The sequence below is a fragment of the Candidatus Andeanibacterium sp. genome, assembly GCF_057143545.1.
Genome location: NZ_DBNHSF010000235.1, coordinates 15,846 through 37,502 on the forward strand (window position 1 = coordinate 15,846; position 21,657 = coordinate 37,502).

General features: G+C 62.4%; 25 protein-coding genes and 1 tRNA gene. 18 read left to right on the forward strand and 8 right to left on the reverse strand.

The features are described 5' to 3' along the window. Positions 1–54 precede the first annotated feature (54 nt). From petA to AC16XC_RS13500, 5 genes are all read left to right on the forward strand, one after another. A complete protein-coding gene (petA, locus tag AC16XC_RS13480; RefSeq protein ID WP_484035178.1) occupies positions 55–621 on the forward strand; it encodes a ubiquinol-cytochrome c reductase iron-sulfur subunit in 567 nt (188 codons plus the stop codon). Between the two features lie 17 nt (positions 622–638). After that, on the forward strand, positions 639–1,943 hold the full coding sequence (locus AC16XC_RS13485) for a cytochrome b (protein WP_484035179.1): 1,305 nt from the start codon (positions 639–641) through the stop codon (positions 1,941–1,943). Between the two features lie 29 nt (positions 1,944–1,972). Next, positions 1,973–2,797: a cytochrome c1 gene (locus AC16XC_RS13490; RefSeq protein ID WP_484035180.1), complete on the forward strand. Its 825-nt coding sequence runs from the start codon at positions 1,973–1,975 to the stop codon at positions 2,795–2,797. Positions 2,798–2,869: 72 nt separating this feature from the next. Next, positions 2,870–3,406, forward strand: coding sequence for an adenine phosphoribosyltransferase (locus tag AC16XC_RS13495; protein ID WP_484035181.1), 537 nt, complete (start codon positions 2,870–2,872; stop codon positions 3,404–3,406). A gap of 120 nt (positions 3,407–3,526) precedes the next feature. Continuing rightward, positions 3,527–3,600: transfer RNA gene (locus AC16XC_RS13500), tRNA-Gly, on the forward strand. 106 nt (positions 3,601–3,706) lie between these two features. Here the strand turns inward: AC16XC_RS13500 and AC16XC_RS13505 are convergent. Continuing rightward, positions 3,707–4,084, reverse strand: coding sequence for a nuclear transport factor 2 family protein (locus tag AC16XC_RS13505; RefSeq protein WP_484035182.1), 378 nt, complete (start codon positions 4,082–4,084; stop codon positions 3,707–3,709). Next, complete coding sequence (gene panC / locus AC16XC_RS13510) at positions 4,081–4,941, reverse strand: pantoate--beta-alanine ligase (RefSeq protein ID WP_484035183.1); 861 nt, start codon at positions 4,939–4,941, stop codon at positions 4,081–4,083. The genes AC16XC_RS13505 and panC overlap by 4 nt, the downstream gene beginning before the upstream one ends. A gap of 73 nt (positions 4,942–5,014) precedes the next feature. On the opposite strand from panC, the gene AC16XC_RS13515 reads away from it, so the two are divergent. The 6 genes from AC16XC_RS13515 to AC16XC_RS13540 all read left to right on the forward strand — a co-directional run bounded on the left by AC16XC_RS13515 (position 5,015) and on the right by AC16XC_RS13540 (position 11,625). Beyond that, on the forward strand, positions 5,015–5,827 hold the full coding sequence (locus AC16XC_RS13515) for a division plane positioning ATPase MipZ (RefSeq protein WP_484035184.1): 813 nt from the start codon (positions 5,015–5,017) through the stop codon (positions 5,825–5,827). Between the two features lie 2 nt (positions 5,828–5,829). Beyond that, a complete protein-coding gene (locus AC16XC_RS13520; protein WP_484035185.1) occupies positions 5,830–6,126 on the forward strand; it encodes a J domain-containing protein in 297 nt (98 codons plus the stop codon). Then, the gene (gene pgmG / locus AC16XC_RS13525; protein ID WP_484035209.1) at positions 6,126–7,529 is read left to right on the forward strand and encodes a phosphoglucomutase/phosphomannomutase PgmG; all 1,404 of its coding nucleotides are present in this window, start codon (positions 6,126–6,128) and stop codon (positions 7,527–7,529) included. Before AC16XC_RS13520 ends, pgmG begins: the two co-directional genes overlap by 1 nt. 51 nt (positions 7,530–7,580) lie before the next feature. Further along, positions 7,581–8,468: a DUF2059 domain-containing protein gene (locus AC16XC_RS13530; RefSeq protein ID WP_484035186.1), complete on the forward strand. Its 888-nt coding sequence runs from the start codon at positions 7,581–7,583 to the stop codon at positions 8,466–8,468. 75 nt (positions 8,469–8,543) lie between these two features. Further along, on the forward strand, positions 8,544–9,119 hold the full coding sequence (locus tag AC16XC_RS13535) for a GbsR/MarR family transcriptional regulator (RefSeq protein ID WP_484035187.1): 576 nt from the start codon (positions 8,544–8,546) through the stop codon (positions 9,117–9,119). Positions 9,120–9,165: 46 nt separating this feature from the next. Beyond that, the gene (locus AC16XC_RS13540) at positions 9,166–11,625 is read left to right on the forward strand and encodes a ligase-associated DNA damage response DEXH box helicase (protein WP_484035188.1); all 2,460 of its coding nucleotides are present in this window, start codon (positions 9,166–9,168) and stop codon (positions 11,623–11,625) included. Here AC16XC_RS13540 and AC16XC_RS13545 read toward each other — a convergent pair. The 5 genes from AC16XC_RS13545 to AC16XC_RS13565 all read right to left on the reverse strand — a co-directional run bounded on the left by AC16XC_RS13545 (position 11,622) and on the right by AC16XC_RS13565 (position 14,809). Beyond that, positions 11,622–12,077, reverse strand: coding sequence for an ExbD/TolR family protein (locus tag AC16XC_RS13545; protein WP_484035189.1), 456 nt, complete (start codon positions 12,075–12,077; stop codon positions 11,622–11,624). The two genes, AC16XC_RS13540 and AC16XC_RS13545, sit on opposite strands and share 4 nt — an antisense overlap. 157 nt (positions 12,078–12,234) lie before the next feature. Then, complete coding sequence (locus tag AC16XC_RS13550) at positions 12,235–12,675, reverse strand: ExbD/TolR family protein (protein WP_484035190.1); 441 nt, start codon at positions 12,673–12,675, stop codon at positions 12,235–12,237. A gap of 38 nt (positions 12,676–12,713) precedes the next feature. Beyond that, complete coding sequence (locus tag AC16XC_RS13555; RefSeq protein ID WP_484035191.1) at positions 12,714–13,262, reverse strand: ExbD/TolR family protein; 549 nt, start codon at positions 13,260–13,262, stop codon at positions 12,714–12,716. Positions 13,263–13,350: 88 nt separating this feature from the next. Beyond that, positions 13,351–14,106, reverse strand: a complete 756-nt coding sequence (locus AC16XC_RS13560) for a MotA/TolQ/ExbB proton channel family protein (protein ID WP_484035192.1) — start codon at positions 14,104–14,106, stop codon at positions 13,351–13,353. 46 nt (positions 14,107–14,152) lie between these two features. Continuing rightward, positions 14,153–14,809, reverse strand: coding sequence for an energy transducer TonB (locus AC16XC_RS13565; RefSeq protein ID WP_484035193.1), 657 nt, complete (start codon positions 14,807–14,809; stop codon positions 14,153–14,155). A 325-nt stretch (positions 14,810–15,134) separates the two neighbouring features. Here AC16XC_RS13565 and AC16XC_RS13570 point away from each other — a divergent pair, with 325 nt between their 5' ends. Next, a complete protein-coding gene (locus AC16XC_RS13570) occupies positions 15,135–16,007 on the forward strand; it encodes a hypothetical protein (protein ID WP_484035194.1) in 873 nt (290 codons plus the stop codon). Between the two features lie 80 nt (positions 16,008–16,087). Continuing rightward, on the forward strand, positions 16,088–17,395 hold the full coding sequence (locus tag AC16XC_RS13575) for a homoserine dehydrogenase (protein ID WP_484035195.1): 1,308 nt from the start codon (positions 16,088–16,090) through the stop codon (positions 17,393–17,395). Positions 17,396–17,406: 11 nt separating this feature from the next. Here AC16XC_RS13575 and AC16XC_RS13580 read toward each other — a convergent pair whose 3' ends face one another. After that, positions 17,407–17,889 (reverse strand): hypothetical protein, encoded by a 483-nt coding sequence (locus AC16XC_RS13580; protein ID WP_484035196.1) that lies wholly within the window; start codon positions 17,887–17,889, stop codon positions 17,407–17,409. Positions 17,890–17,952: 63 nt separating this feature from the next. Here AC16XC_RS13580 and glpX point away from each other — a divergent pair, with 63 nt between their 5' ends. The 5 genes from glpX (at position 17,953) to AC16XC_RS13605 (ending at position 21,648) form a co-directional block, all read left to right on the forward strand. After that, positions 17,953–18,954 (forward strand): class II fructose-bisphosphatase, encoded by a 1,002-nt coding sequence (gene glpX, locus AC16XC_RS13585; RefSeq protein ID WP_484035197.1) that lies wholly within the window; start codon positions 17,953–17,955, stop codon positions 18,952–18,954. Between the two features lie 118 nt (positions 18,955–19,072). Then, positions 19,073–20,008 carry a ribose-phosphate pyrophosphokinase gene (locus tag AC16XC_RS13590; RefSeq protein ID WP_484035198.1) on the forward strand — a complete coding sequence of 312 codons (936 nt, stop codon included), beginning with the start codon at positions 19,073–19,075 and terminating at the stop codon, positions 20,006–20,008. A gap of 4 nt (positions 20,009–20,012) precedes the next feature. Next, positions 20,013–20,432, forward strand: a complete 420-nt coding sequence (locus AC16XC_RS13595) for a cupin domain-containing protein (protein WP_484035199.1) — start codon at positions 20,013–20,015, stop codon at positions 20,430–20,432. Positions 20,433–20,442: 10 nt separating this feature from the next. Then, positions 20,443–21,225 carry a histidinol-phosphatase gene (hisN, locus tag AC16XC_RS13600; RefSeq protein ID WP_484035200.1) on the forward strand — a complete coding sequence of 261 codons (783 nt, stop codon included), beginning with the start codon at positions 20,443–20,445 and terminating at the stop codon, positions 21,223–21,225. A gap of 12 nt (positions 21,226–21,237) precedes the next feature. Continuing rightward, the gene (locus tag AC16XC_RS13605) at positions 21,238–21,648 is read left to right on the forward strand and encodes a gamma-glutamylcyclotransferase family protein (RefSeq protein ID WP_484035201.1); all 411 of its coding nucleotides are present in this window, start codon (positions 21,238–21,240) and stop codon (positions 21,646–21,648) included. Positions 21,649–21,657: the final 9 nt, after the last annotated feature.

Genomic DNA, 21,657 nt, shown 5'->3' on the forward strand with positions numbered 1-21,657 from the left:
CGGGGCGATCCTCGTTTTCCGATACGGACAGGCAAGGCAAGGTTGATGGCAGAAATGAGTGGCACCGCTGATCCTGCTGCAGGCAATGTGGCAGATGGCGAAGGCGTCCGGCGCCGCGACTTCATCAATATCGCAGCAGTGGCGACGGCAGGCACGGGAGCGGTCATTACCTTGCTCCCCCTGATCAGCCAGATGGCACCTTCGAAGGACGTGCTTGCCGAAAGCACCACCGAAGTCGACATCGGCGCGATCGAGGAAGGCCAGGCGATCAAGGTTGCCTTCCGCAAACAGCCGGTCTTCATCCGCAATCTCACCGCGGCCGAGATCGCCCAGGCGAAGGACGTCGACGTCGCTTCGCTGCGCGACCCGCAGACCCTCGTTGAGCGCACGCTCGAAGGGCGCGAGAACTGGCTGATCACCATGGCGGTCTGCACCCATCTCGGCTGCGTCCCGCTGGGCGCGAGCGAGACCGAACCGCGCGGGGAATTCGGCGGCTATTTCTGCCCCTGCCACGGTTCGCATTACGATACGGCCGCGCGCATCCGCAAAGGCCCGGCGCCGAAGAACCTCGAAGTGCCGCCTTATGAATTCACTTCCGACACCGTCGTGAAAATCGGCTGAGGCGAAAGAGAGTAGAGATGAGCTTTCCCTGGGCAAACCATTACGCGCCGACCAACCCGTTCATGAAGTGGATGGACGACAAGCTCCCGCTTCCACGGCTGGTCTACAATGCGATCGGCGCCGGCTATCCGGTTCCGCGCAACCTGAACTACATGTGGAATTTCGGCGTCCTTGCCGGGTTCTGCCTGGTGTTGCAGATCGTCACCGGCGTGATCCTGGCGATGCATTATGCCGCGAACGACGCCGTCGCGTTCGATTCGGTCGAGCACATCATGCGCGACGTCAATTGGGGCTGGCTGATGCGCTATGCCCATGCCAACGGCGCTTCGGCCTTCTTCGTGGTGATCTACCTGCACATTTTCCGCGGCTTCTATTTCGGTTCCTACAAGGCGCCGCGCGAAATGATCTGGCTGCTTGGCGTGGTGATCTTCCTCCTGATGATGGCGACCGGCTTCATGGGCTATGTCCTGCCCTGGGGGCAGATGAGCTTCTGGGCGGCCAAGGTGATCACCGGGCTGTTCGGCGCGATTCCGGTGGTCGGAGAGCCGATCCAGGTCTGGCTGTTGGGCGGATTCGCGCCCGACAATCCCACGCTAAACCGCTTTTTCTCGCTCCACTTCCTGCTGCCCTTCGTGATCGCGGGTGTTGTGATCCTGCATATCTGGGCGCTGCATATCCCGGGATCGTCGAACCCGACCGGGGTCGAAGTGAAGAGCGCAAGCGACACGGTTCCGTTCCACCCCTATTACACCGCGAAAGACGGTTTCGGGCTCGGCGTGTTCCTGCTGCTCTATTGCCTGCTGCTGTTCTTCATGCCGAACGCCTTGGGCCATCCCGACAATTACATCCCGGCCGATTCGATGGCGACCCCGGCGCTGATCGTTCCCGAATGGTATTTCTGGCCGTTCTACGCGATCCTCAGGGCGTTCACGGTCGACCTGACCATCCCGTTCACCGGCATCGTGCTGGTCGAAGCCAAGCTGATGGGCGTGCTGGCGATGTTCAGCTCGATCCTGGTGTGGTTCTTCCTGCCCTGGCTCGACACCTCGCCGGTCCGCTCGGGCACCTATCGCCCGATGTTCAAGAAGTTCTTCTGGTTCGGCCTGATCCCGTCGGTGCTGGTGCTCGGCTATTGCGGCGGGGCCCATGCCGAAGAGCCCTATCTGATGTTGAGCCAGCTCGCGACCGCCTATTACTTCCTCCACTTCCTGGTCTTCCTGCCGCTGATCTCGGCGATGGAAACGCCCAAGCCGCTGCCGTTCTCGATCACCGAGGCAGTGCTGGGGCCGAATAACGCCACGAAGCCGGGCGCGAAGAGCTGAACGAACAGAGCGAAGGAAAGCGAAACGCCATGATCCGCACAATCGGCATCCTCGTCGGCCTGTTCTTCTCCTATGCCGCGCTGGTCGCGTTCGGTTCGGGCGCGATTACGGTCCTGGGCCAGGGCTATTTCGTCGAACCCACCGCCGAAAGCGAATTCCACAAGCATCCAAGGGACGTCAGCTTCCAGAGCGACGGCTGGTTCGGGACCTTCGACCGCGAGCAGCTCCAGCGCGGGTTCCAGGTCTACCGGGAAGTCTGCGCGGCCTGTCATGCGCTCAAGCATGTGGCGTTCCGCGACCTTGAGGCGCTCGGCTACAACGAAGCCGAGATCAAGGCGATCGCGGCCGAATCCCAGATCCCGAAATACAATCCCGATACCGGCGAACTGGTCACGGAAGCCGGCCTTGCGACCGATTACTTCCCGCCCGTGCTCTATGCCGGAACCGGCAGCCCGCCCGATCTTTCGCTGATCGCCAAGGCGCGCCATAATGGCGGCCCCTATGTCTACTCGCTGCTGACCGGATACCAGGAGGTTCCGGCCGAGCAGCTTGAAAAATTCCCTGAATCGGGGCCGGGCGCGGGTCTTTACTACAACCCCTATTTTGCCAATCTCAACCTGGCGATGGCGCCGCCGCTGTCGGACGGCATCGTCAGCTATGCCGACGGCACCGAGGCGAGCGTCGACCAGATGGCGAAGGACGTCTCGGCCTTCCTGATCTGGGCGGCCGAGCCGACGCTCGAAAAGCGGCTGCAGACCGGCTGGCCGGTGCTCGGTTTCCTGCTGTTTGCGACCGTGCTCGCCTATCTCGCTTACCGGAATATCTGGGCCGACAAAAAAAAGAAGCAGGCCTGAGAAACAACCAGAGGATGCCTATGCGCCCCTCCATCCATCGGATGCGAGGGGCGTTTTTCATAGGAGGATGAGATGACGCCCGAACAACTGAAGAGCCTGATCCGCACGGTTCCGGACTTCCCGAAGAAAGGCATATTGTTCCGCGACATCACGACCCTGCTGGCAAGCGGCGAAGGACTGACCGCCGCCGTCGAACACATCGCCAAGCGGGCCAATGCCGTCGGTGCCGGAGCGATCGCCGGGCTGGAGGCGCGCGGGTTCATCTTCGGTGCCGCCGTCGCCTCGCTCTTGATGCTGGGCTTCGTCCCGGTGCGAAAGGCCGGCAAGCTCCCGGTGCCGACGCTCGGGATCGATTATTCGCTCGAATATGGCCAAAGCCGGCTCGAGATCGATCCGACCCTGATCGAAGAGGGCGAGCGGATCATCATCGTCGACGATCTCCTCGCAACCGGCGGTACTGCGCTGGCGGCGGCCAGGCTGCTCCGTCAGGCGGGCGCGGTGGTCGACCGCGCCTTGTTCGTGATCGATCTCCCCGACCTGAACGGATCGAAACTGCTGCGCGAGAACGGCATCGAAGTCGAAGCGATCATGCAATTCGAAGGCGACTGACCGGCGCGGGTTTGGGTTGACGGGACTCGGCCTCTGGTGGCAGGGGAGCCGCTCGCCACGTATTTTCAAGCAGATCGAATGATTTGCGGCTCGGAAAATGCGACGGTCAGAATGCTGAGCGCGGGTATAGCTTAGTGGTAAAGCCCCAGCCTTCCAAGCTGGTTATGCGGGTTCGATTCCCGCTACCCGCTCCAGCCTTTCCTCATCGGCCTTTCTGTTGCGATGCGGGTTCGATTGTCCTCGCGCTTCGCGCTCGTTCAACTGCGGTTCCCCGCTACCCGCTCCAGCGAACTTCCAGGATTAAGGCTTGAAGCGCGCGCCCCTGATATGGGTGAAGCGATCGTTTTCGACCTCGTACCAGGCGATGGTCTCGACCACCCTGCTGTCGCCCGCCATGGTCGGCCAGATCTCGAAATCGGGCCAGTCCTTGAACGTATCGAAACTCGTGCGGCAATACATCGCGATCCGCGATGGAGTTACGATGACATCAAGCGGTGTCACGACCTCGGTGATATGCGCCTTCACTGCGCGATAGAAGTCGAGGATCGCCTCGCGCCCGTCGATCCGCTTCATCGCGCCCAGTTCGAACACGACATCGTCGGCATAGAAACGTCCGAAGCCTTCGAAATCATTGGCGTTGAACGCCGCGACATAGCTCCTGAATTCGTCTTCGGTCATGTCTGCGCCTCCACCGCCATGTTGTCGATCAGCCTCGTCTTGCCGATCCGCGCGGCGACCAGCAAGCGCATCGGTTCTGGGATCGTGGCGGCAAGCGGTTCGAGGCTAACCGCATCGGCCAGGGTCGCATAGTCGACAGAGGCGAAGCCGGCCTCGAGTAGTGTCGCCTCCAGTTCGGCCAAAGCGTCATCCACTGGCTCGCCCGCGACAATCCGCTCGATCGCCGCGCGCATTTCGAGCGGCAGCGCCGCGGCGGAACTGCGTTCGTCGGGCGAAAGATAGGCGTTGCGGCTCGACATCGCGAGGCCGTCAGCCTCGCGCACGGTCGGCACCCCAATGATCCGGTCGGCATGCGGAAGGGTGAAATCAAGATCGCGCGCCATCCGGCGGATCACCGCCAATTGCTGCCAGTCCTTCTCGCCGAACAGTGCCAGGTCGGGCTGCACCTGGTTGAACAATTTCGCGACGACCGTTGCCACGCCATCGAAATGGCCAGGGCGCGATGCCCCGCACAGGCCTTCGCTCACCCCGCTAACGGAAATCGCGGTCGCGAATCCCTCCGGGTAGACTTCCGTAACCGGAGGGGCCCACAACAGGTCGACGCCCTCAGCGGCAAGCAGCTCCGAATCGCGCTCCAATTGGCGCGGATAGGCGGCAAGATCTTCTCCTGGCCCGAACTGCCTGGGATTGACAAAAATCGAAACCGCGACCGACGGGGCCAGCTCCCTGGCCCGGCGAACCAGGGTCAGGTGTCCTTCGTGCAGCGCTCCCATGGTCGGGACCAGGGCCAATTCGCCTCTTCCGCGCAATCTCTCCACAGATTCCCGAAGCCATGAGAGGTGCTTGACGGTTTGCATGCGAGCAGGCCTCCGATACTATGCCTGTTCCATAACCTAGCCGCGCCTCGGCTGCAGAGAAAGCCCGCCCCAAGTGACCAAAGCCGGACCGCACCGCATCGTATTTGCCAACGAAAAGGGCGGGACCGGAAAGTCGACCGCGGCTGTCCATGTCGCGATCGCGCTGGCCTATCGCGGCGCAAGGGTCGCCGCACTCGATCTCGATCCCCGCCAGCGCACCCTGTTCCGTTATCTTGAAAACCGCGCGGAGACGGAGCGGCGCCGGAACGTGACGCTGCCCGGGGCCAGTTTCGACGTGTTCGAAGGCTCCTCGACCGACGAACTCGATTCGATTGCGGCGCATCTGGGCGAAGCGCACGATTTCCTGATCTTCGACACGCCAGGGCGCGACGATCCCTTCGCCCGCCATGTCGCCACCGAGGCCGACACGCTGGTGACTCCACTCAACGACAGCTTTGTCGATTTCGACCTGATCGGGCAGGTCGATGCCGAAAACTTCAAGGTCAAGCGGCTCAGCTTCTATGCCGAGCTGATCTGGGAGGCGCGCAAGAAGCGGGCGATGGCAACCATCAAGGAACACCGCCGCGAGATGGATTGGGTGGTGGTGCGCAACCGCACCCAGCATGTCGAAGCGCGCAACCAGAAGCGGATCGACGATGCGCTGAACGAATTGTCGCGGCGGGTCGGGTTCCGGGTAGCCAACGGGCTCTCCGAACGGGTGATCTATCGCGAGCTGTTCCCGTCGGGACTGACCCTGCTCGACAAGGGCCATCTCGGCGAGCTCGGCACCAGCCATCTCGTGGCCCGCCAGGAATTGCGCGCCCTGCTCGCGAACCTGCATTTGCCGGTTCCGCAGCGCGCCGCCATCCAGGTGGACGCCGCCTGACAATGACGCGCCTGATATTCTTTGCTGCGGTCGTCATCTTCGGGTGCAAGATTGTCACCGGCAAATGGCCCTGGGAGTTTCTCATGGCCCGGACGACCCGGACCCAGGCGGTCTTCAAGGCCCGCAAATTGCTGGCGGTTCGTTCGAACGCCTCGCGCGAGGAGATCATCGATGCTCACCGCCGGCTACTCGCCATGGTCCATCCGGACCGGGGCGGAACGAATGCGCAGGTGCATGAAGCCAATGCCGCGCGCGATCTCTTGCTCGACGAACTTCCCGACGAGACTCGAGAAGCATGATGAAGCATCATTTCGATCCGACTGTCCTGCGCGAATACGACATTCGCGGGATTATCGGAGAAACTCTGGGGCCTGAGGATGCCCGTGCCATCGGACGCAGTTTCGCGACGCTGTTGCGCCGTGCAGGGGGCACAAAGGTTGCCGTCGGGTATGACGGACGGATCAGTTCGCCCCTGCTTGAACACGCGCTTGTGGAGGGGCTCACGGCAAGTGGCTGCGATGTTGTCAGGATCGGCATGGGGCCGACCCCAATGCTCTATTTTGCGGAAGCCTCAGCCGATGACGTGGATGGCGGCATCCAGATAACCGGCAGCCATAATCCCGCCAATTACAATGGCTTCAAGATGGTATTCCAGGGACGGCCGTTTTTCGGGGCGGACATTGCCACCATCGGACGGATGGCGGCGGAGGGCGACTGGCTCGATGGCGTTGGCGGGGTCGAGGAGCGCGCTGTCCTGGACAGTTACGTCGAAAAGTTGCTCACCGGGCTTGGCGATATCGATCGGGTGCAGCTCGCCACGCTCAGGGTCGGCTGGGACGCAGGCAACGGGGCGGCAGGGCCGGCACTTGAAGCGTTGGCCGCGCGCCTGCCGGGTGAACACCACCTGCTCTACACCGATGTCGACGGCAATTTCCCCAATCATCATCCCGATCCCACGGTCGAGGCAAACCTGGAGGATCTTCGCGCAATGGTCGCGGAGAAGAAGCTCGATTTCGGAATTGCTTTCGACGGCGATGGTGACCGGATCGGCGCGATCGACGGACGCGGAAGGGTGATCTGGGGCGACCAGCTGCTCTCGATCTATGCCGAAGACCTGCTGCGATTGATACCAGGGGCCACGATTATCGCCGATGTCAAGGCCAGCCGCGCGCTCTACGATCACATTGCCGCGTGTGGCGGCGAGCCGGTGATGTGGAAGACCGGCCACAGCCTGATTAAGTCCAAAATGAAGGAAACCGGCGCGCCGCTGGCGGGCGAGATGAGCGGGCACATCTTCTTCGCGCACGACTATTACGGCTTCGACGATGCGCTCTATGCCGGGGTGCGGCTGATCGCAGCCTCGGCGCGGCTGGGCAAATCGGTAACCCAATTGCGGTCGGAAATGCCGCAGATGATCAATACGCCTGAACTGCGCTTCCAGGTCGATGAAAGCCGCAAATTCGCCGCGATCGACGAAGTGAAGGAGCGGCTATCGCATAGCGGTGCGGATGTGAACGACACCGATGGCGTCCGCGTTTCAACCGCGGACGGCTGGTGGCTGCTCAGGGCCTCGAACACGCAGGATGTGCTGGTTGCCCGCGCCGAGAGCGACAGCAGGGAAGGCCTTGCCCGGCTGGTCGCCCAGATCGACGAACAGCTCATGCTGTCGGGGCTCGAACGCGGAGAGCAGGCCGGTCATTGATTCCATGGCCTTCCCGAGGCAGAATCGGGTGAAATGAGGGGAGTTCCAGTCATGAAATCCAAGGCGCTAGTCTTTGCCGCGGCATTTGCGCTCGGTTCATCGCCGGCGGCCGCCCAGGACCTGAGCGACATTTTCGGCGACGGTCCCAACCCGATCACGATCATGAAGGACGTGCTCAAGGCCGATCCGCTGACTGCCGAGGAAGAGGCCAGGCTCCCTGCGGCGCGGCAGGTGGCTGACAGTCTCATGCCCCCCGGGGCCTATGGCAAGGCGATGCAGGAATCCTTTGGCCCGCTGGCCGACAGGATCATGGCTGTGATGGAACCGGGACCGGCCGAGCGGGTCGCTGACCTGACGGGCCTCCTCGAGACCGATCTTGAGAATGTCAGTGAGGGCAATCTGGAGGCCGTCGCGACAATGCTCGATCCCGATGAAAAGGAACGCAATTCGAAGATGGTCGAATTTGCCTTTCTCGAGATCAGTGCACTGCTCGACAGGATCGAGCCCTTCTATCGCGATGGGCTGGCCAGGGCCTATGCCAAGCGTTTCGATGCTGCCGAGCTTGCCCAGATCAACGCATTCTTCGCCACGCCGGCCGGAAGTAAATATGCCGGCTCGATGATGGCCGTGATGATGGATCCGCAGGTCATGGCCAAGATTCCGGACATGATCCCGGCCGCGGTCGGGCAGGTTGCGGAAGCGGGTACCCGCTTCGTGATGAATCTCGACACGATACCGCAGGCCCGCAAGGTCGACGATCTCAGTCCCGCCGAACGTGCGCGCATGTTGTCGCTGCTCGGCATGAACGAAGTCGAATATGCCGAACTGACCGCCGCTGCGCTCGAGGCGGAGTGGGAGGACTCGGAAGAGGTCGAGGAGGATTGGGACCCTGGGCTCACCGAGACTCCGCTCGAAGGTGGGCTCGAAGAGGTCGAATAGGCCCGCAGGCGGACCGATGGGGCTCCAGCGGCGGGCGAGCTTGACGCAACCACTTCGTTGTCACATATTTCTGTTATGACAGAAATATTCAAAAGCGAGGAAAGACTGCCTCCCGCGGTCGAGCAATTCATTCTGCGTTGGGGCGATCTCGGCGGCCAATGGGGCGTCAATCGATCGGTGGCGCAGATCCAGGCGCTGCTTTTCCTTTCGGAGCGACCGCTCACGGCCGAGGATATCGCCGAAAGGCTCGGCATGGCCCGCTCGAACGTGTCGAACAGCCTCAAGGAATTGTTCAATTGGAAACTCGTCCGCAAGGTTCCGGTGCTGGGCGACCGGCGCGATCATTACGAAGCCGAATCCGACCTTTGGCAAATGGCGACCAAGATCGCCCAGGGGCGCAAGGAGCGCGAGATTGACCCGATGGTCGCGGCAATCGGGGATGCCATGGCCGATATCGACGATCCCCAGATCAGCCCGATTGTCCGCAAGCGCCTCGAAAGTATGCACGAATTCGTTTCGACGGTCGATCGCTGGTACCAGCAGATGCTGAACGTGCCGCCTTCGCAGATTATGTCATTGATCCGGCTCGGTTCGAGTGTCGTCGGACTGCTAAAGCTGGCCGGGGGCGGGCGACCGGAAAAGTCCGACTGACAACACCGGACTATCGCGGTGAATTCGAATATGCTCCTGTCCCTGCATGCGGGGTCGTAGGCTTCCTCCCGAAATCGAAAGCTGGTTCGCCGCGCGTGGGTGGCGCATTCGCGATCACCAGCGAGCGATGTTCGCTGTTGCCAAGCGCGGTCAGCACGCGCTGCTCGTCGCCGATACCGGCGCCGGCAAGACGTTGGCCGGCTTTCTGCCGACCTTGGCGGAATTCTGTTCCAGAGTTGATGCCCGTCCGCCCGCCGAGGGGTTGCATACGCTCTATGTGTCACCGCTCAAGGCGCTGGCGCACGATGTCCAACGCAACCTCCTAACCCCGATCGAAGAGATCGGCCTCCCGATCCGGGTCGAGATCCGCAGCGGCGATACGCCGCCCGAACGCAAGCGACGCCAGCGCAGCCGCCCGCCACATGTCCTGCTGACCACGCCGGAATCGCTCTCGCTGCTGTTGTCCTACCCCGACAGCTTCGAGCTGTTCCGTTCCCTGAAGCGCGTGGTGATCGACGAGATCCATGCCTTCGCTACGTCGAAGCGGGGAGACTTGCTCGCGCTGGCCCTGTCGCGCTTGCAGGCGATCGCTCCCGACCTGCAGCGAGTGGCGCTTTCGGCAACCGTGGCAAATTCCGACGCGTTCCGTTCATGGCTGGCGCCATTTGGCGAGATCGAAACGGTCGAGCTGGTCGACGGCGAACGTGGTGCCGAACCGGAACTGGCCATCCTCCTTCCCGATGGAGAGCGGGTGCCCTGGGGAGGGCATGCCGCGACCTGGGCGATCCCCCAGCTAATGGAAGAAATTGCCCGCAATCGCACGACATTGGTGTTTGCGAACACCCGTTTCCTGGCCGAACTCCTGTTCCAGAAGCTGTGGGACGCCAATGAGGACAATCTCCCGATCGGCATCCACCATGGCTCGCTGTCCAGGGAAGCGCGGCGCAAGGTCGAAGGGGCCATGGCGCGCGGCGAATTGCGGGCCCTTGTGTGCACGGCCAGCCTCGACCTCGGGGTCGATTGGGGCGATGTCGACTGCGTCGTCCAGATGGGCGCGCCAAAAGGCAGCTCGCGACTTTTGCAGAGGATCGGGCGGGCCAACCATCGCCTCGACCAGCCGAGCCGCGCCATCCTCGTGCCGGGCAACCGCTTCGAGTTCCTCGAAGCGATGGCGGCGAAGGAAGCGGTCGACGAAGGGCGCCGCGACGGGGAGGAGTTTCGTAAGGGCAGCCTCGACGTGCTTGCGCAGCATGTGCTGTGCCGGGCTTGCGCGGGTCCGTTCGATCAGGACGCGCTGCTGAGGGAAGTCCGGTCGTCCCAGGCCTATGCCTGGCTTGGCAAGGACGACTGGGAGCGTGTGTTGCGGTTCGTTGCGACCGGCGGCTATGCGCTTGAAGCCTATGACAGGTTCAAGCGGATCGTGCGTGACGGCGGAGGAACATGGCGGCTGGCCCATCCCGAGCATGCCCAACGTTTTCGCATGAATGCAGGGATCATTGTCGATTCCGAAATGCTCACGGTTCGCTTCCGCAACGGGCGCGCGCTGGGCAAGGTCGAAGAAGGGTTCGCCGCATCGCTATCGCCGGGCGACACCTTCATTTTTGCCGGGATGCATCTCGAACTCGAGCGAATCGAAGAGCTCGACATGGTCGTGCGGGCGGCAAAGAAGGGCGCGACCATACCCTCCTATATGGGCGCGAGGATGCCGCTTACCACGCATCTTTCCGAACGGGTTCGAGTGCTGCTGTCGGATCGGGCAGGTTGGGCACGCTTCCCCGACGACGTTCGCGAATGGCTCGAGATGCAGGACTGGCGCAGCGAGCTGCCGGGTCCCGGCAAGTTGCTGGTCGAGAGCTTTCCGCACGAAGGCCTCCATTATTCAGTCTATTATACTTTCGAGGGCTGGAATGCGAACCAGTCGCTCGGCATGTTGATCACGCGCAGGATGGAAGAGCGCGGCCTCCAGCCGGGCGGGTTCGTGGCGAACGACTATTCGCTGGGTGTGTGGGGCTTGCAGCCGGTCAGAGACCCAGCGCCCTTGCTGTCACCCGATATCCTCACCCGCGAATTCGTCGATTGGGTCCAGCAATCACACTTGCTGCGACGGGCATTCCGCGAAGTGGCGGTGATTTCGGGCCTCGTCGAGAGGCAGCATCCGGGCAAGCGCAAATCCGGGAAGCAGGTCACCTTTTCGACCGACCTGATCTACGATGTGTTACGGAAATACGAGCCGGACCACGTGTTGATCGAAGCGGCCTGGGCCGATGCAAGACAGCGGCTGACCGATGTCGGGCGGCTGGCGGACCTGCTGGAACGCTCCGCGGGAATGCTCCGCCATGTCGAACTCGACCGGGTCAGCCCGCTGGCGGTCCCAGTGATGGTCATGATCGGTCGCGAGAGCCTGCCGCAAGGATCGGTCGATGATGAATTGCTGTTCGAAGCGGAAAGCCTGGCCGATGCCGCAATGCGTGGCTTCCCGGTCGGAGATCGGGAGAACGAGGATTAGTCTCCGCGTGGAAAGGCGCGAAACTTCTGGTTTCCCACAAACGCGAATTTCTCGATCTCCTGCTCCTTGATCAGGCGGATCACATTCGCCGAAGTACCGTACGCAGCATTCGCCTCGGGTTCGAAATGGAGCTCGGCGTCGGGATTGGCCTTCGAGGCATGCAGGAGCACCACGAGTCCGTCTTCCGTCACTTCCCGGCCATTCCATTCGATTGCGCCGGCTCGGGTAACGACAATCTTGTTCACCGTCTTCTCGACGCTTGTTCCGATGGGTGGCCGGCCGGGCAGGTCGACATCGAGCGAATGGGGCGGCATCGGGATGGTGATGATGAGCATGATCAGGAGCACCAGCAGGATATCGATCAGTGGAGTGGTGTTTATCTCCCAAATAGGCCTTGCAACCTGGGCGTTGCGCCATTTGTTGGTGCTGTATCGAACCCGTGGCACCGCCATTCTCCCACCAGTCAATCTGGGTCAATGTTATAGTATAACATTAAACTCGAGAGCGTGGAAGGAACATTTCCCGGATTGTGGGTGAGGCATATCGAGGGTGAAAAAAGGGGCGACCGAAGCCGCCCCTTGATACCGTTACTGCCGGAGCCAGCGGAGCCTAGCCGCTGTCCTTGCCGAAGCTGCGATATTTCTCGTTTCCGACGAAGCCGAACTTGGTGACGCCGGAAGCCTTGATCACCTGGAGAACCTTGGCGGAGAGATCGTAGCTTGCCAGCGCTTCCGGCTCGAACTGCAGCTCGGGCTCTGGATTGATTAGCTTCGAACTGTTGAGATTTTCCTGCAGCTGGCCACCGCTGATCGGCTCGCCGTTCCAGAGGATCTCGCCCCGTACAGTCAGTACGATCTTGTTCTTGATCGGATCGACCGGCGGAGGCTCGGGATTGTCTTGGCTCGCGGGCAGGTCGATATCGACCGAGTGCGTCGCCACCGGGATCGTGATGATGAACATGATGAGGAGCACCAGCATGACGTCGATAAGCGGCGTCGTGTTGATTTCCATCATCGGCGAGCCATCATCCTTGCCGCCTGACATTGCCATGGGGAATACTCCTAAAGTCTCGTTGCCAAGCCGATTGCTCAGCCGTTGGGATCAACCGGGTTGGATATGAATCCGACGATCGGATAGCCGGCCATCTGCACCGTGTAGATCACGCCCGCGACGCAGCGCCAGGGTGCATTGGCGTCACCCCGTATATGGACCTGCGGGATAAGCTCCGGATTCTGCATCATGGCTTCTTCGCCGCCGACACGATCCACCTGGTTCTGCAGGCGCTTGTAAGCCTGGTCGTACAGCTCCTGCGAATCGACGGGAGTGATGTTGTTGAAGAACACCCGGCATTCGCCCTCGCGCGACGCTCCGGCAAAGCCTTGGGATGGCCTCCCCGGTGTCGCAGGACTGATGCCGGCGGCATCGGTCGAACTCACCGTTATCTGAAGGTTCTCGACCTTGTCCTTCGATTCGACGGACACGAAAATCGGAACCTGGAGCTTCTCAACCGACTGGATCGCGACCGGGATCGCAATCAGAAAGATGATCAGAAGCACCAGCATGACGTCCACGAGGGGCGTCGTGTTGATATCCGACATCGGGGTCTCAACGTCTCCACCGCCTGCTGAAATGGCCATGTCCTATATCCTATTCTCAAACTTCAAGTAACGCATGCGGCAGGCCAGCTGCGAACCGGCCCGCCGCAGGTGCGCTTGGCGACCTCGCTCAGGCCTTCGCCGGAGCGGCTGCCGCCGGCCGGGCCGCCGGACGGGCCGGAGCCAGCACGGCAGGCTTGACGGTTCCCTTGGACGCGATGTTGGCCAGCACGTCGGTCGAGAAACCGGTCAGCAATTCGGCGATCCGCTTGTTGCGGCCTTGCAGCCAGTTGTAGGCGAGCACCGCGGGAACGGCCACGAGCAGGCCGATGGCGGTCATGATCAGGGCCTCACCGACCGGACCGGCGACCTTGTCCATCGACGCGGAACCGGCAATCGCGATGCCGATCAGCGCGCGGTAGATACCGATCACCGTGCCGAGCAGGCCGACGAACGGCGCCGTCGCGCCGACGGTTGCCAGGAACGGCAGGCCGGTGTTGAGCTTGTTGTTGATCGTCGCCTCTGAACGCGCCAGCGAGCCGTGGAGCCAGTCATGGGCCTCGAGGCTGTCGGTCATCTTGTTGTGCTGCTCTTCAGCGGCCAGGCCATCGTCGACGATCTGTCGCCAGGCGCTATTCTTGGGCAGGCGGCTCGCGCCTTCGTTCAGCGTAGCCGCGGACCAGAACTTGGTCCGGACGTCCTTGAACTCGCGCATGATCTTGCCTTGCTCGAGCAGCTTGGTGATCAGGATATAGAAAGAGCCAACGGACATGATGACCAGAACGCCAAGGATCGACCACGCGATCGGGCCCCCTTGTTCCATGGCTTCCATGAAGCCGAATTGATTCTGGGGTGCCTCCGCGGCTGCCAGGAATTCGATAAGCATGCGGGTAGTCCTCTTCTAATAGAAACTCAAAAACTCAACGGGTCGATCAATCGGGAATGACCCAACGAACGGAATTCGAATAATAACCCACGGTCTCCTCGCCGTTCCCGTCGGTTGCCGGACGGAACCGGGCGCGGCGCGTGATATTGGCGCAGGTCGCTTCGTCGAGATCGGCGTGGCCGCTCGAACGGGTGATCTGGCAGTCCGTGACGCGACCTTCGGTATTCACGGTAACCCGGAATCCGGACACCCCTTCGCGCTCCTCGCGAAGCGCACGGCGCGGATAGTCGTTCGGGGTCGCCCAATTGCTCGGATTGCCGCGCGGCTCGGGATCCTTCGGCTGGAACCGCGGCGGTGGCGGGGCCGGTGGCGCGGGTGGCGGGACCACGCGAGCGACCGGCGCGGGCGGCGGGATGAACCGCGTTGTATCGATCGGTGCCGGGGCCGGATTGATATTGATCGGCGCAGGCGGCGCAACCGGCGGCGGAGGCACGTTTTCGGGCTCCGGCGGGGGCGGCGGCTCTTCCTCGGGTTCGGGTTCGGGCTCTTCAATATCGACCGTCGTCACGCGCTCGATGATCTTCTTGGCCGCTGAATAGGCCAGTCCGGTCACCAGCGTGTAGCCGACGACGATGTGAATGAGGGCAACGATGATCAGGGCGACAACGCGGTTGCCGCTCATGGATTGGTCAGCGTAGGCCATTCAGTCGCATCACTCCATTTCACTCACCCGTCGGGCCGGGCTCTCACCCGTATCAGGGCAATTGCCCCGACAGGCAACGTTAAAGCTTGTCCACCCTGCCGGCCAAGCCGGAAGCCCACCGGGGACCCCGAATGACCCGGCAGGGCCTTGTCTGGGCTGTTGTTAATATCCAGCCTCGGTTTCCGGGCGTCTTAGCGACGAAGCTTAGCATGGGCAAACCCTTTATCGGTTAACCGCCAATTCACAGCTGACCGGCTTGACTTGAGGGCGCCATGGCAGTGCACCTATCTCTCGCAACAGAGTCCGTTCCAGCCGGAGGAAACCCATGAAAATCGCGGGAAAACATGCAGCAAGAAAAACGCTCCTCGCTGTGCTGGCGTTGCTGGCGCCGGTGCTGTCGGGGGCTGTTCCTTCGGCGGCACAACAGCTTCCGCCGAGCACGTCTCCCTTCACCTATGCCGACCTTGTCGACCTTTCCGAACAGGCGAATCTCGTGGTGAAGGCGAAGATTCGCAAGCAGGCCACAGTGAGTCCCGAAAACTCCCCGGGGCTCCTGCCCGGCCATGTCCGACTCTATCTCGAGGCGGAAACCCAGGCGCTGCTTGCCGGGAGCGCAGCGATCGGGCAGTCGCTTCGATTGCTGGCTGACCTGCCGCTCGATTCCAGGGGCAGACCTCCCAAGCTCAAGGACAGTGAATTCATCTTCTTTGGACGCGAGGTGCCCGGGCGGCCGGGTGAGCTGCAATTGCTCACACCCGATTCCTATTCCACGGCCGGCCCTGACGAGGAGGCCCGCATCCGGGCGGTATTGCGCGAAGTCGCACAACCGGAAGCGCCGCCGCATATCGAGGCGATCAGGGAGGCAATCTCCATTGCCGGGAACCTTGCGGGCGAATCGGAAACCCAGCTGTTCCTCGAAACGGCCGAGGGTACGCCGGTCTCGCTTACCGTCATGCGCCGGCCGGGCATGGCTCCGCAATGGGGAGTTGCCTGGTCCGAACTGGTCGACCAGTCGGCTCGCCCGCCGGAACGGGAAACCCTGGCCTGGCACCGCCTTGCATGCTTTCTGCCGTCCGAGCTGCCGGCTTCGGCAAATATCTCCGACAACGAGGTTTCAAGGAGGAGGGCGCTGGAGGATTACCAGGTCGTGATGAGCGAACTTGGCCCCTGCAAGCGAAATCGAAGCCGCGGCCTATAGGCCTGCCATCCTCGTTGCACACTAGCTCTGGTCTTTGATCTCCGCCTGTCCTAACGCGCGCGGCGGATTGCGAGGGACAGATGGCTGAACCGCTTAGAATAGCACTGGCCGGATTGGGAACAGTCGGAGCAGGCGTCATCCGATTGCTTGCCGTCAATGGCGGATTGATCGCAAAGAGGGCGGGACGTGCGGTCGAGATTGTCGCGGTGAGCGCGCGCGACCGGAACAAGGACCGCGGAGTCGACCTCTCTTCGATCGATTGGGAAGACGACATGACAGCGATGGCCGGCCGCGGCGACGTGGATGTCGTGGTGGAACTTGTCGGCGGCTCGGATGGACCCGCGCTGGCGCTGGCAAGAAGGGCGCTCAAGGCCGGCAAGTCGGTAGTGACCGCGAACAAGGCGATGATCGCCCATCATGGCACCGAACTCGCGCAGCTTGCCGAGAATTCAGGGGTCGCGCTCAAATTCGAAGCCGCGGTTGCTGGCGGAATTCCGATCATCAAGGGCCTTCGCGAAGGTGCCGCCGCGAATTCGATCAGCGGCCTGTTCGGGATCCTCAACGGGACCTGCAATTACATTCTTTCGACCATGGAAGAAACCGGCCGCGACTTTGCCGGCGTGCTGAAGGAGGCCCAGGACCTGGGCTACGCCGAAGCGGATCCAACCTTCGACATCGAGGGCATCGATGCCGCCCACAAGCTCTCGATCCTCGCGGCGATTGCGTTCGGCTCGAAGATCGATTTCGAGGCTGTCGATACGGAGGGGATCGCAAGGATCAGGGCAGCCGATATCGGGCAGGCCGCTGCGCTAGGCTATGTCATCAGGCTGGTCGGGATGGCGGATGTCGAGAAAGGCGAGGGCGGACAGCTGGCGTTGTTCCAGCAGGTCCAGCCCTGCCTTGTCGCTCGTTCGCACCCGCTCGCCCATGTTGTCGGCCCGACCAATGCCATCGTGGCAGAGGGCGATTTCGTCGGCCGCCTGCTCTTCGAAGGCGCCGGGGCCGGCGATGGTCCCACGGCCAGTGCGGTCGTCGCCGACCTGATCGACATTGCGCGCGGCGATGCCGGGTCGCCGTTTTCGGTCCCGGCGGAACATCTCGTTGCCCTGCCCAAAGGCGATGCGGGTCACCGCCCGGTTCGGGCCTATATTCGATTTACGGTGACCGACCGGCCCGGCGTGCTCGCGGAAATCTCGGCGGCGATGCGCGACGCCGGGGTTTCGATCGAAAGCCTGATCCAGCAGGGCCGTCCGGAGGAAGGCGGCGAGGTGCTGATTGCGATGGTGACCCATGAGGGTCCGCAGAGTGCCGTGGACCAAGCCCTGCAATTGCTCGAAAGCTCGACGAGCCTGGTCGAGCCGCCTCTGGTGATGCCGATCCTGGGCTGAGCGGGCGCAGCCTATTCGGTCGGCTTTTGTCCCTTGCCGATCCGGTCCGCATCCGAACCTTCGGGCGCCTCGGGCAATTCCTCGAAATCGACCATAATCGCCGGCGGTGGCACGCTGCCGAACTTTATCGATCCTTCGCCCTGGAAGATCCCTTCGCCCGCCACGTCGGGCGCCCGGGGAAGTCCGTCATTGGTTCCTTCCCTGCCCTCGGGATCGAGTTCCGCCGTCGATTGCACCCGGAATTCGGAGTAATCCTGTTCTTCTTCCGCGCAGACCACGATTTCCGCGTTTTCGGGACTCTGCCGGCAGTTCCTCCTTGGTGCAGGCGGGCCGTAGCGGTTCTGGTTCTCGCTCAGCGCCTGTTCGGCCGTGACGTCCTGCTCTTCGGCCTCATCGTCCTGCTCGAAATCGTATCGGTATTGGATTCCCTGCGCGACCAGCGGCGTAATGGGAAATGACAGGGCCAAGCCCACGATGCCCAATCGCTTCCACATTCTCGACATTCCCCAATCCAATCCCTAACGCTGGGCAGACTCGCTTCCGGGGCTGAATCGACCATGAACGCAAAATCCGCAACACCTTCAAGCGAGCCGGCAGCAAGTCACGTTCTCGACCGGGTGCTAGTCCTGGAAATGGTCCGGGTAACCGAGGCGGCGGCGGTCGCGGCGTCGCGGCTTGTCGGGCGAGGCGACGAGAAAGCTGCCGATGCCGCCGCGGTCGAAGCCATGCGCAAGGCATTCGACGAGCTCCTGATCGACGGAACGGTCGTAATCGGCGAAGGCGAACGTGACGAGGCCCCGATGCTCTATATCGGCGAGAAGGTGGGCGGTGCGCCCGGCAGGGGCCCCAAGATCGATATCGCGCTCGATCCGCTCGAAGGCACGACGATTACCGCCAAGGCCGGGGCCAATGCGATGGCCGTGCTCGCCGCAGCGGAAGAAGGCTGCCTGCTCAATGCGCCCGACGTTTATATGGAAAAGCTGGCGGTCGGTCCGGGCTACCCCCAGAACATTGTCAGCCTGGAGTTGAGCCCGACGCAAAATGTCGCGGCGGTTGCCAAGGCGAAAGGGGTGAAGCCTTCGGAGATCATCGCCTGCGTACTCGACCGTCCGCGACACGCCGAACTGATAGCTGAGCTGCGGGCGATCGGTTGCGGCATCCAGCTGATCCCCGACGGCGATGTCGCAGGCGTGATCGCGGTGACCAATCCCGAGACTACGATCGATCTCTATATGGGGTCTGGCGGCGCGCCCGAAGGCGTCCTGGCGGCGGCGGCACTGCGTTGCGTCGGCGGGCAATTCAACGGCAGGCTGCTGTTCCGCAACGAAGACGAGAAATCCCGGGCGAGGAAATTGGGGATCGAAGATCTTGACCGCATATACTCGCTCGAAGACCTGGCCAGGGGTGATTGCATCTTTGCCGCGACCGGCGTGACCGACGGATCGCTGCTCGACGGCGTGAAGCGGCTCAAGGGCGGACTCATGACCACGGAAAGCGTGGTCATGCGGGCGAGTTCCGGCACGGTTCGCTGGGTGAAGGGCGAACACCGCCACTTCTGAACAGCGCGCTGGAGTTCTTGTTTCAACAAGGTGCGCCTTGCTTCAGGTTGCAATCATGTGACGCTCGGCTAGAGCCGCTGGCAGGTGATTCCTGACGCCATTACGGGAGCGTACCGCGATGAAGATCATGGCCGGCAACTCGAACCTGCCGCTCGCCCGGGCCATCGCGGCCTATCTCGAAATCCCGCTGACCGATGCGAGCGTGCGGCGCTTCGCCGACGAGGAAATTTTCATCGAGATTCACGAGAACGTCCGCGGTCAGGACGTGTTCGTGGTCCAGTCGACCAGCTACCCAGCCAACGACAATCTGATGGAACTGCTGATCTGTATCGACGCGCTGCGGCGCGCTTCCGCCAAACGCATCACCGCCGTCATTCCCTATTTCGGCTATGCAAGGCAGGATCGCAAATCGGGATCCCGCACGCCGATTTCGGCCAAGCTGGTGGCAAACCTCATCACCCAGGCCGGGGCAAACCGCGTTCTGGCGGTCGATCTCCATGCTGGCCAGATCCAGGGCTTCTTCGATATCCCGACCGACAATCTGTTTGCCGCCCCGGTCATGGCCGCGGACATCCAGGCTCGCTACGGAGATGGCGATCTCATGGTGGTTTCGCCCGATGTCGGGGGCGTGGTCAGGGCCCGCGCACTCGCCAAGCGGCTCGACAATGCTCCGTTGGCGATCGTCGATAAGCGGCGCGAGCGCCCGGGCGAATCCGAAGTCATGAACATCATCGGCGATGTGAAGGGGCGCGCCTGCATCATGATCGACGACATTATCGATTCGGGCGGAACGCTGTGCAATGCGGCCCAGGCCCTGCTCGATGCGGGCGCGAAGAGTGTCGCGGCCTATATTACGCATGGCGTGCTTTCGGGAGGTGCGGTGGCGCGCGTGAACAAATCGGCGCTCAAGGAGCTGGTGATAACCGACACAATCCTGGCCACCGACGCAACCCAGGATTCGAAAAGCATCCGCACGCTCACCATTGCCCCGCTGATCGGCGAGGCCGTGCGCCGGATCGCCGATGAGAGCAGCGTTTCCTCGCTGTTCGACTGAGGTGATGCGCGAAGCCCGGCCTCTCGCCCTCGTGCCCCTCGGCCTGTTGCTGGCGGCGTGTCCGGCGGCGCCATCCCATCATGCCCCCCCCGGATACATTCCTCCGATCGGCTCGAACGAAATTTTCCGCGAAGCGACTGCCGCCGCCCCCGGTCATGAGCTGATCGTCGCCGACTTGCGGCTGCCTCCCAATTCAGTAGGCGAACCGCACTTCCACCCCTGGGAGGAGTTTCTCTACGTGATCGAGGGCAGCGCCGTGCTCGACGTCGACGGACAGGAGCCGCGCGTACTGCAAGCGGGCGAAAGCTTCGTGATTCCAGGCCGCACCGTCCATACTCCGCGGGCGGGCCCCGGAGGCATCCGCGCCATCATTATCAGGTTGCACGACGAAGGTGACCCGGTGGCGATTCCGGCCGGCGAGTGAAGGACTCCGGATGAAGCTGGATACGGAAATCGCCATTGCCAACCGGCTGGCCGATGCAGCCGGAGGGGTCATTCGGCCCTATTTCCGCAATGGTGTCGGTCATGAGCGCAAGGACGATGCCACCCCGGTGACCCTGGCCGACCGCGAAGCCGAACAAGCGATGCGGCGGATCCTAAAGGCCGAGGCGCCGCAAGACGGAGTTACAGGAGAAGAGTTCGGCAGCGAAGACGGCCGATCCGGTCGGCAATGGGTCCTCGATCCGATCGATGGCACCGCCGCCTTTCTGGTCGGCCGGCCGATCTTCGGCACCCTGATCGCCCTGTTGGTCGACGGTTTCCCTGTGCTCGGGATCATCGACCAGCCAGTCCTTGGGGAACGCTGGCTTGGCGTGGCCGGACGGCCGACCACATTCAATGGCAAGCCGGTTGCGACGAGGCCTTGCCGCGAGCTGGCGCAGGCGACCCTCGCAACCACCGGTCCGCACTATTTCGACGATCATGACGGTGCCCATTTCATGGCCCTTGCCGCCAGGACCGACCACCGGCGTATGGTAATGGGCGGCGATTGCTACAATTACGCCACCCTGGCTTCGGGCCATCTCGACATCGTCTGCGAGGCCGGCCTGAAAGTGTATGATTTTGCAGCGCTTGTCCCGATTGTCGAAGGTGCTGGCGGGACGATGTGCGACTGGAACGGCGAACCGCTTCATGCCGGATCGGACGGCCATGTGCTGGCGCTGGGCGATCCTGCCCGGCTTGAAGACGTGCTTGAGGCGCTGGCCTGCCATCACTGAGGAGCGCGATTGTTGAATATCTTCGTCTACGGCACGTTGCTCGAAGGCCTGGCGCGAGGAGAGGCGGCAAGACTGCGCACCGGAATCGGCCCAGGCAAGCCAGCCAGTGTCGCGGGCGAATTGCGCTTGGCCGAGGAGGAAGAGCGCGGCTGTTACCCGCTTCTGGTCCCGGGACTGGCGGGCCGCGCTTATGGCGAAGTTATCGATTGTCCGGACGATCCCGCTTGGCTCGACGAGCTCGACGCCTATGAGGGCGCCGACTATTTTCGGACGGCCGTTTCGGCATTGCTGGCTGACGGAAGCAGCTTGCAGGCACAGGCATACCTCTATCTCGGCGAGGATTTTCAGGCCTTCCCACTGATCGCTCATGGCGATTTTGCGCGCTTCGTCCGGGAATCCGGCTGCAAGGTGTTCGGCCACTGAAACCCTTGC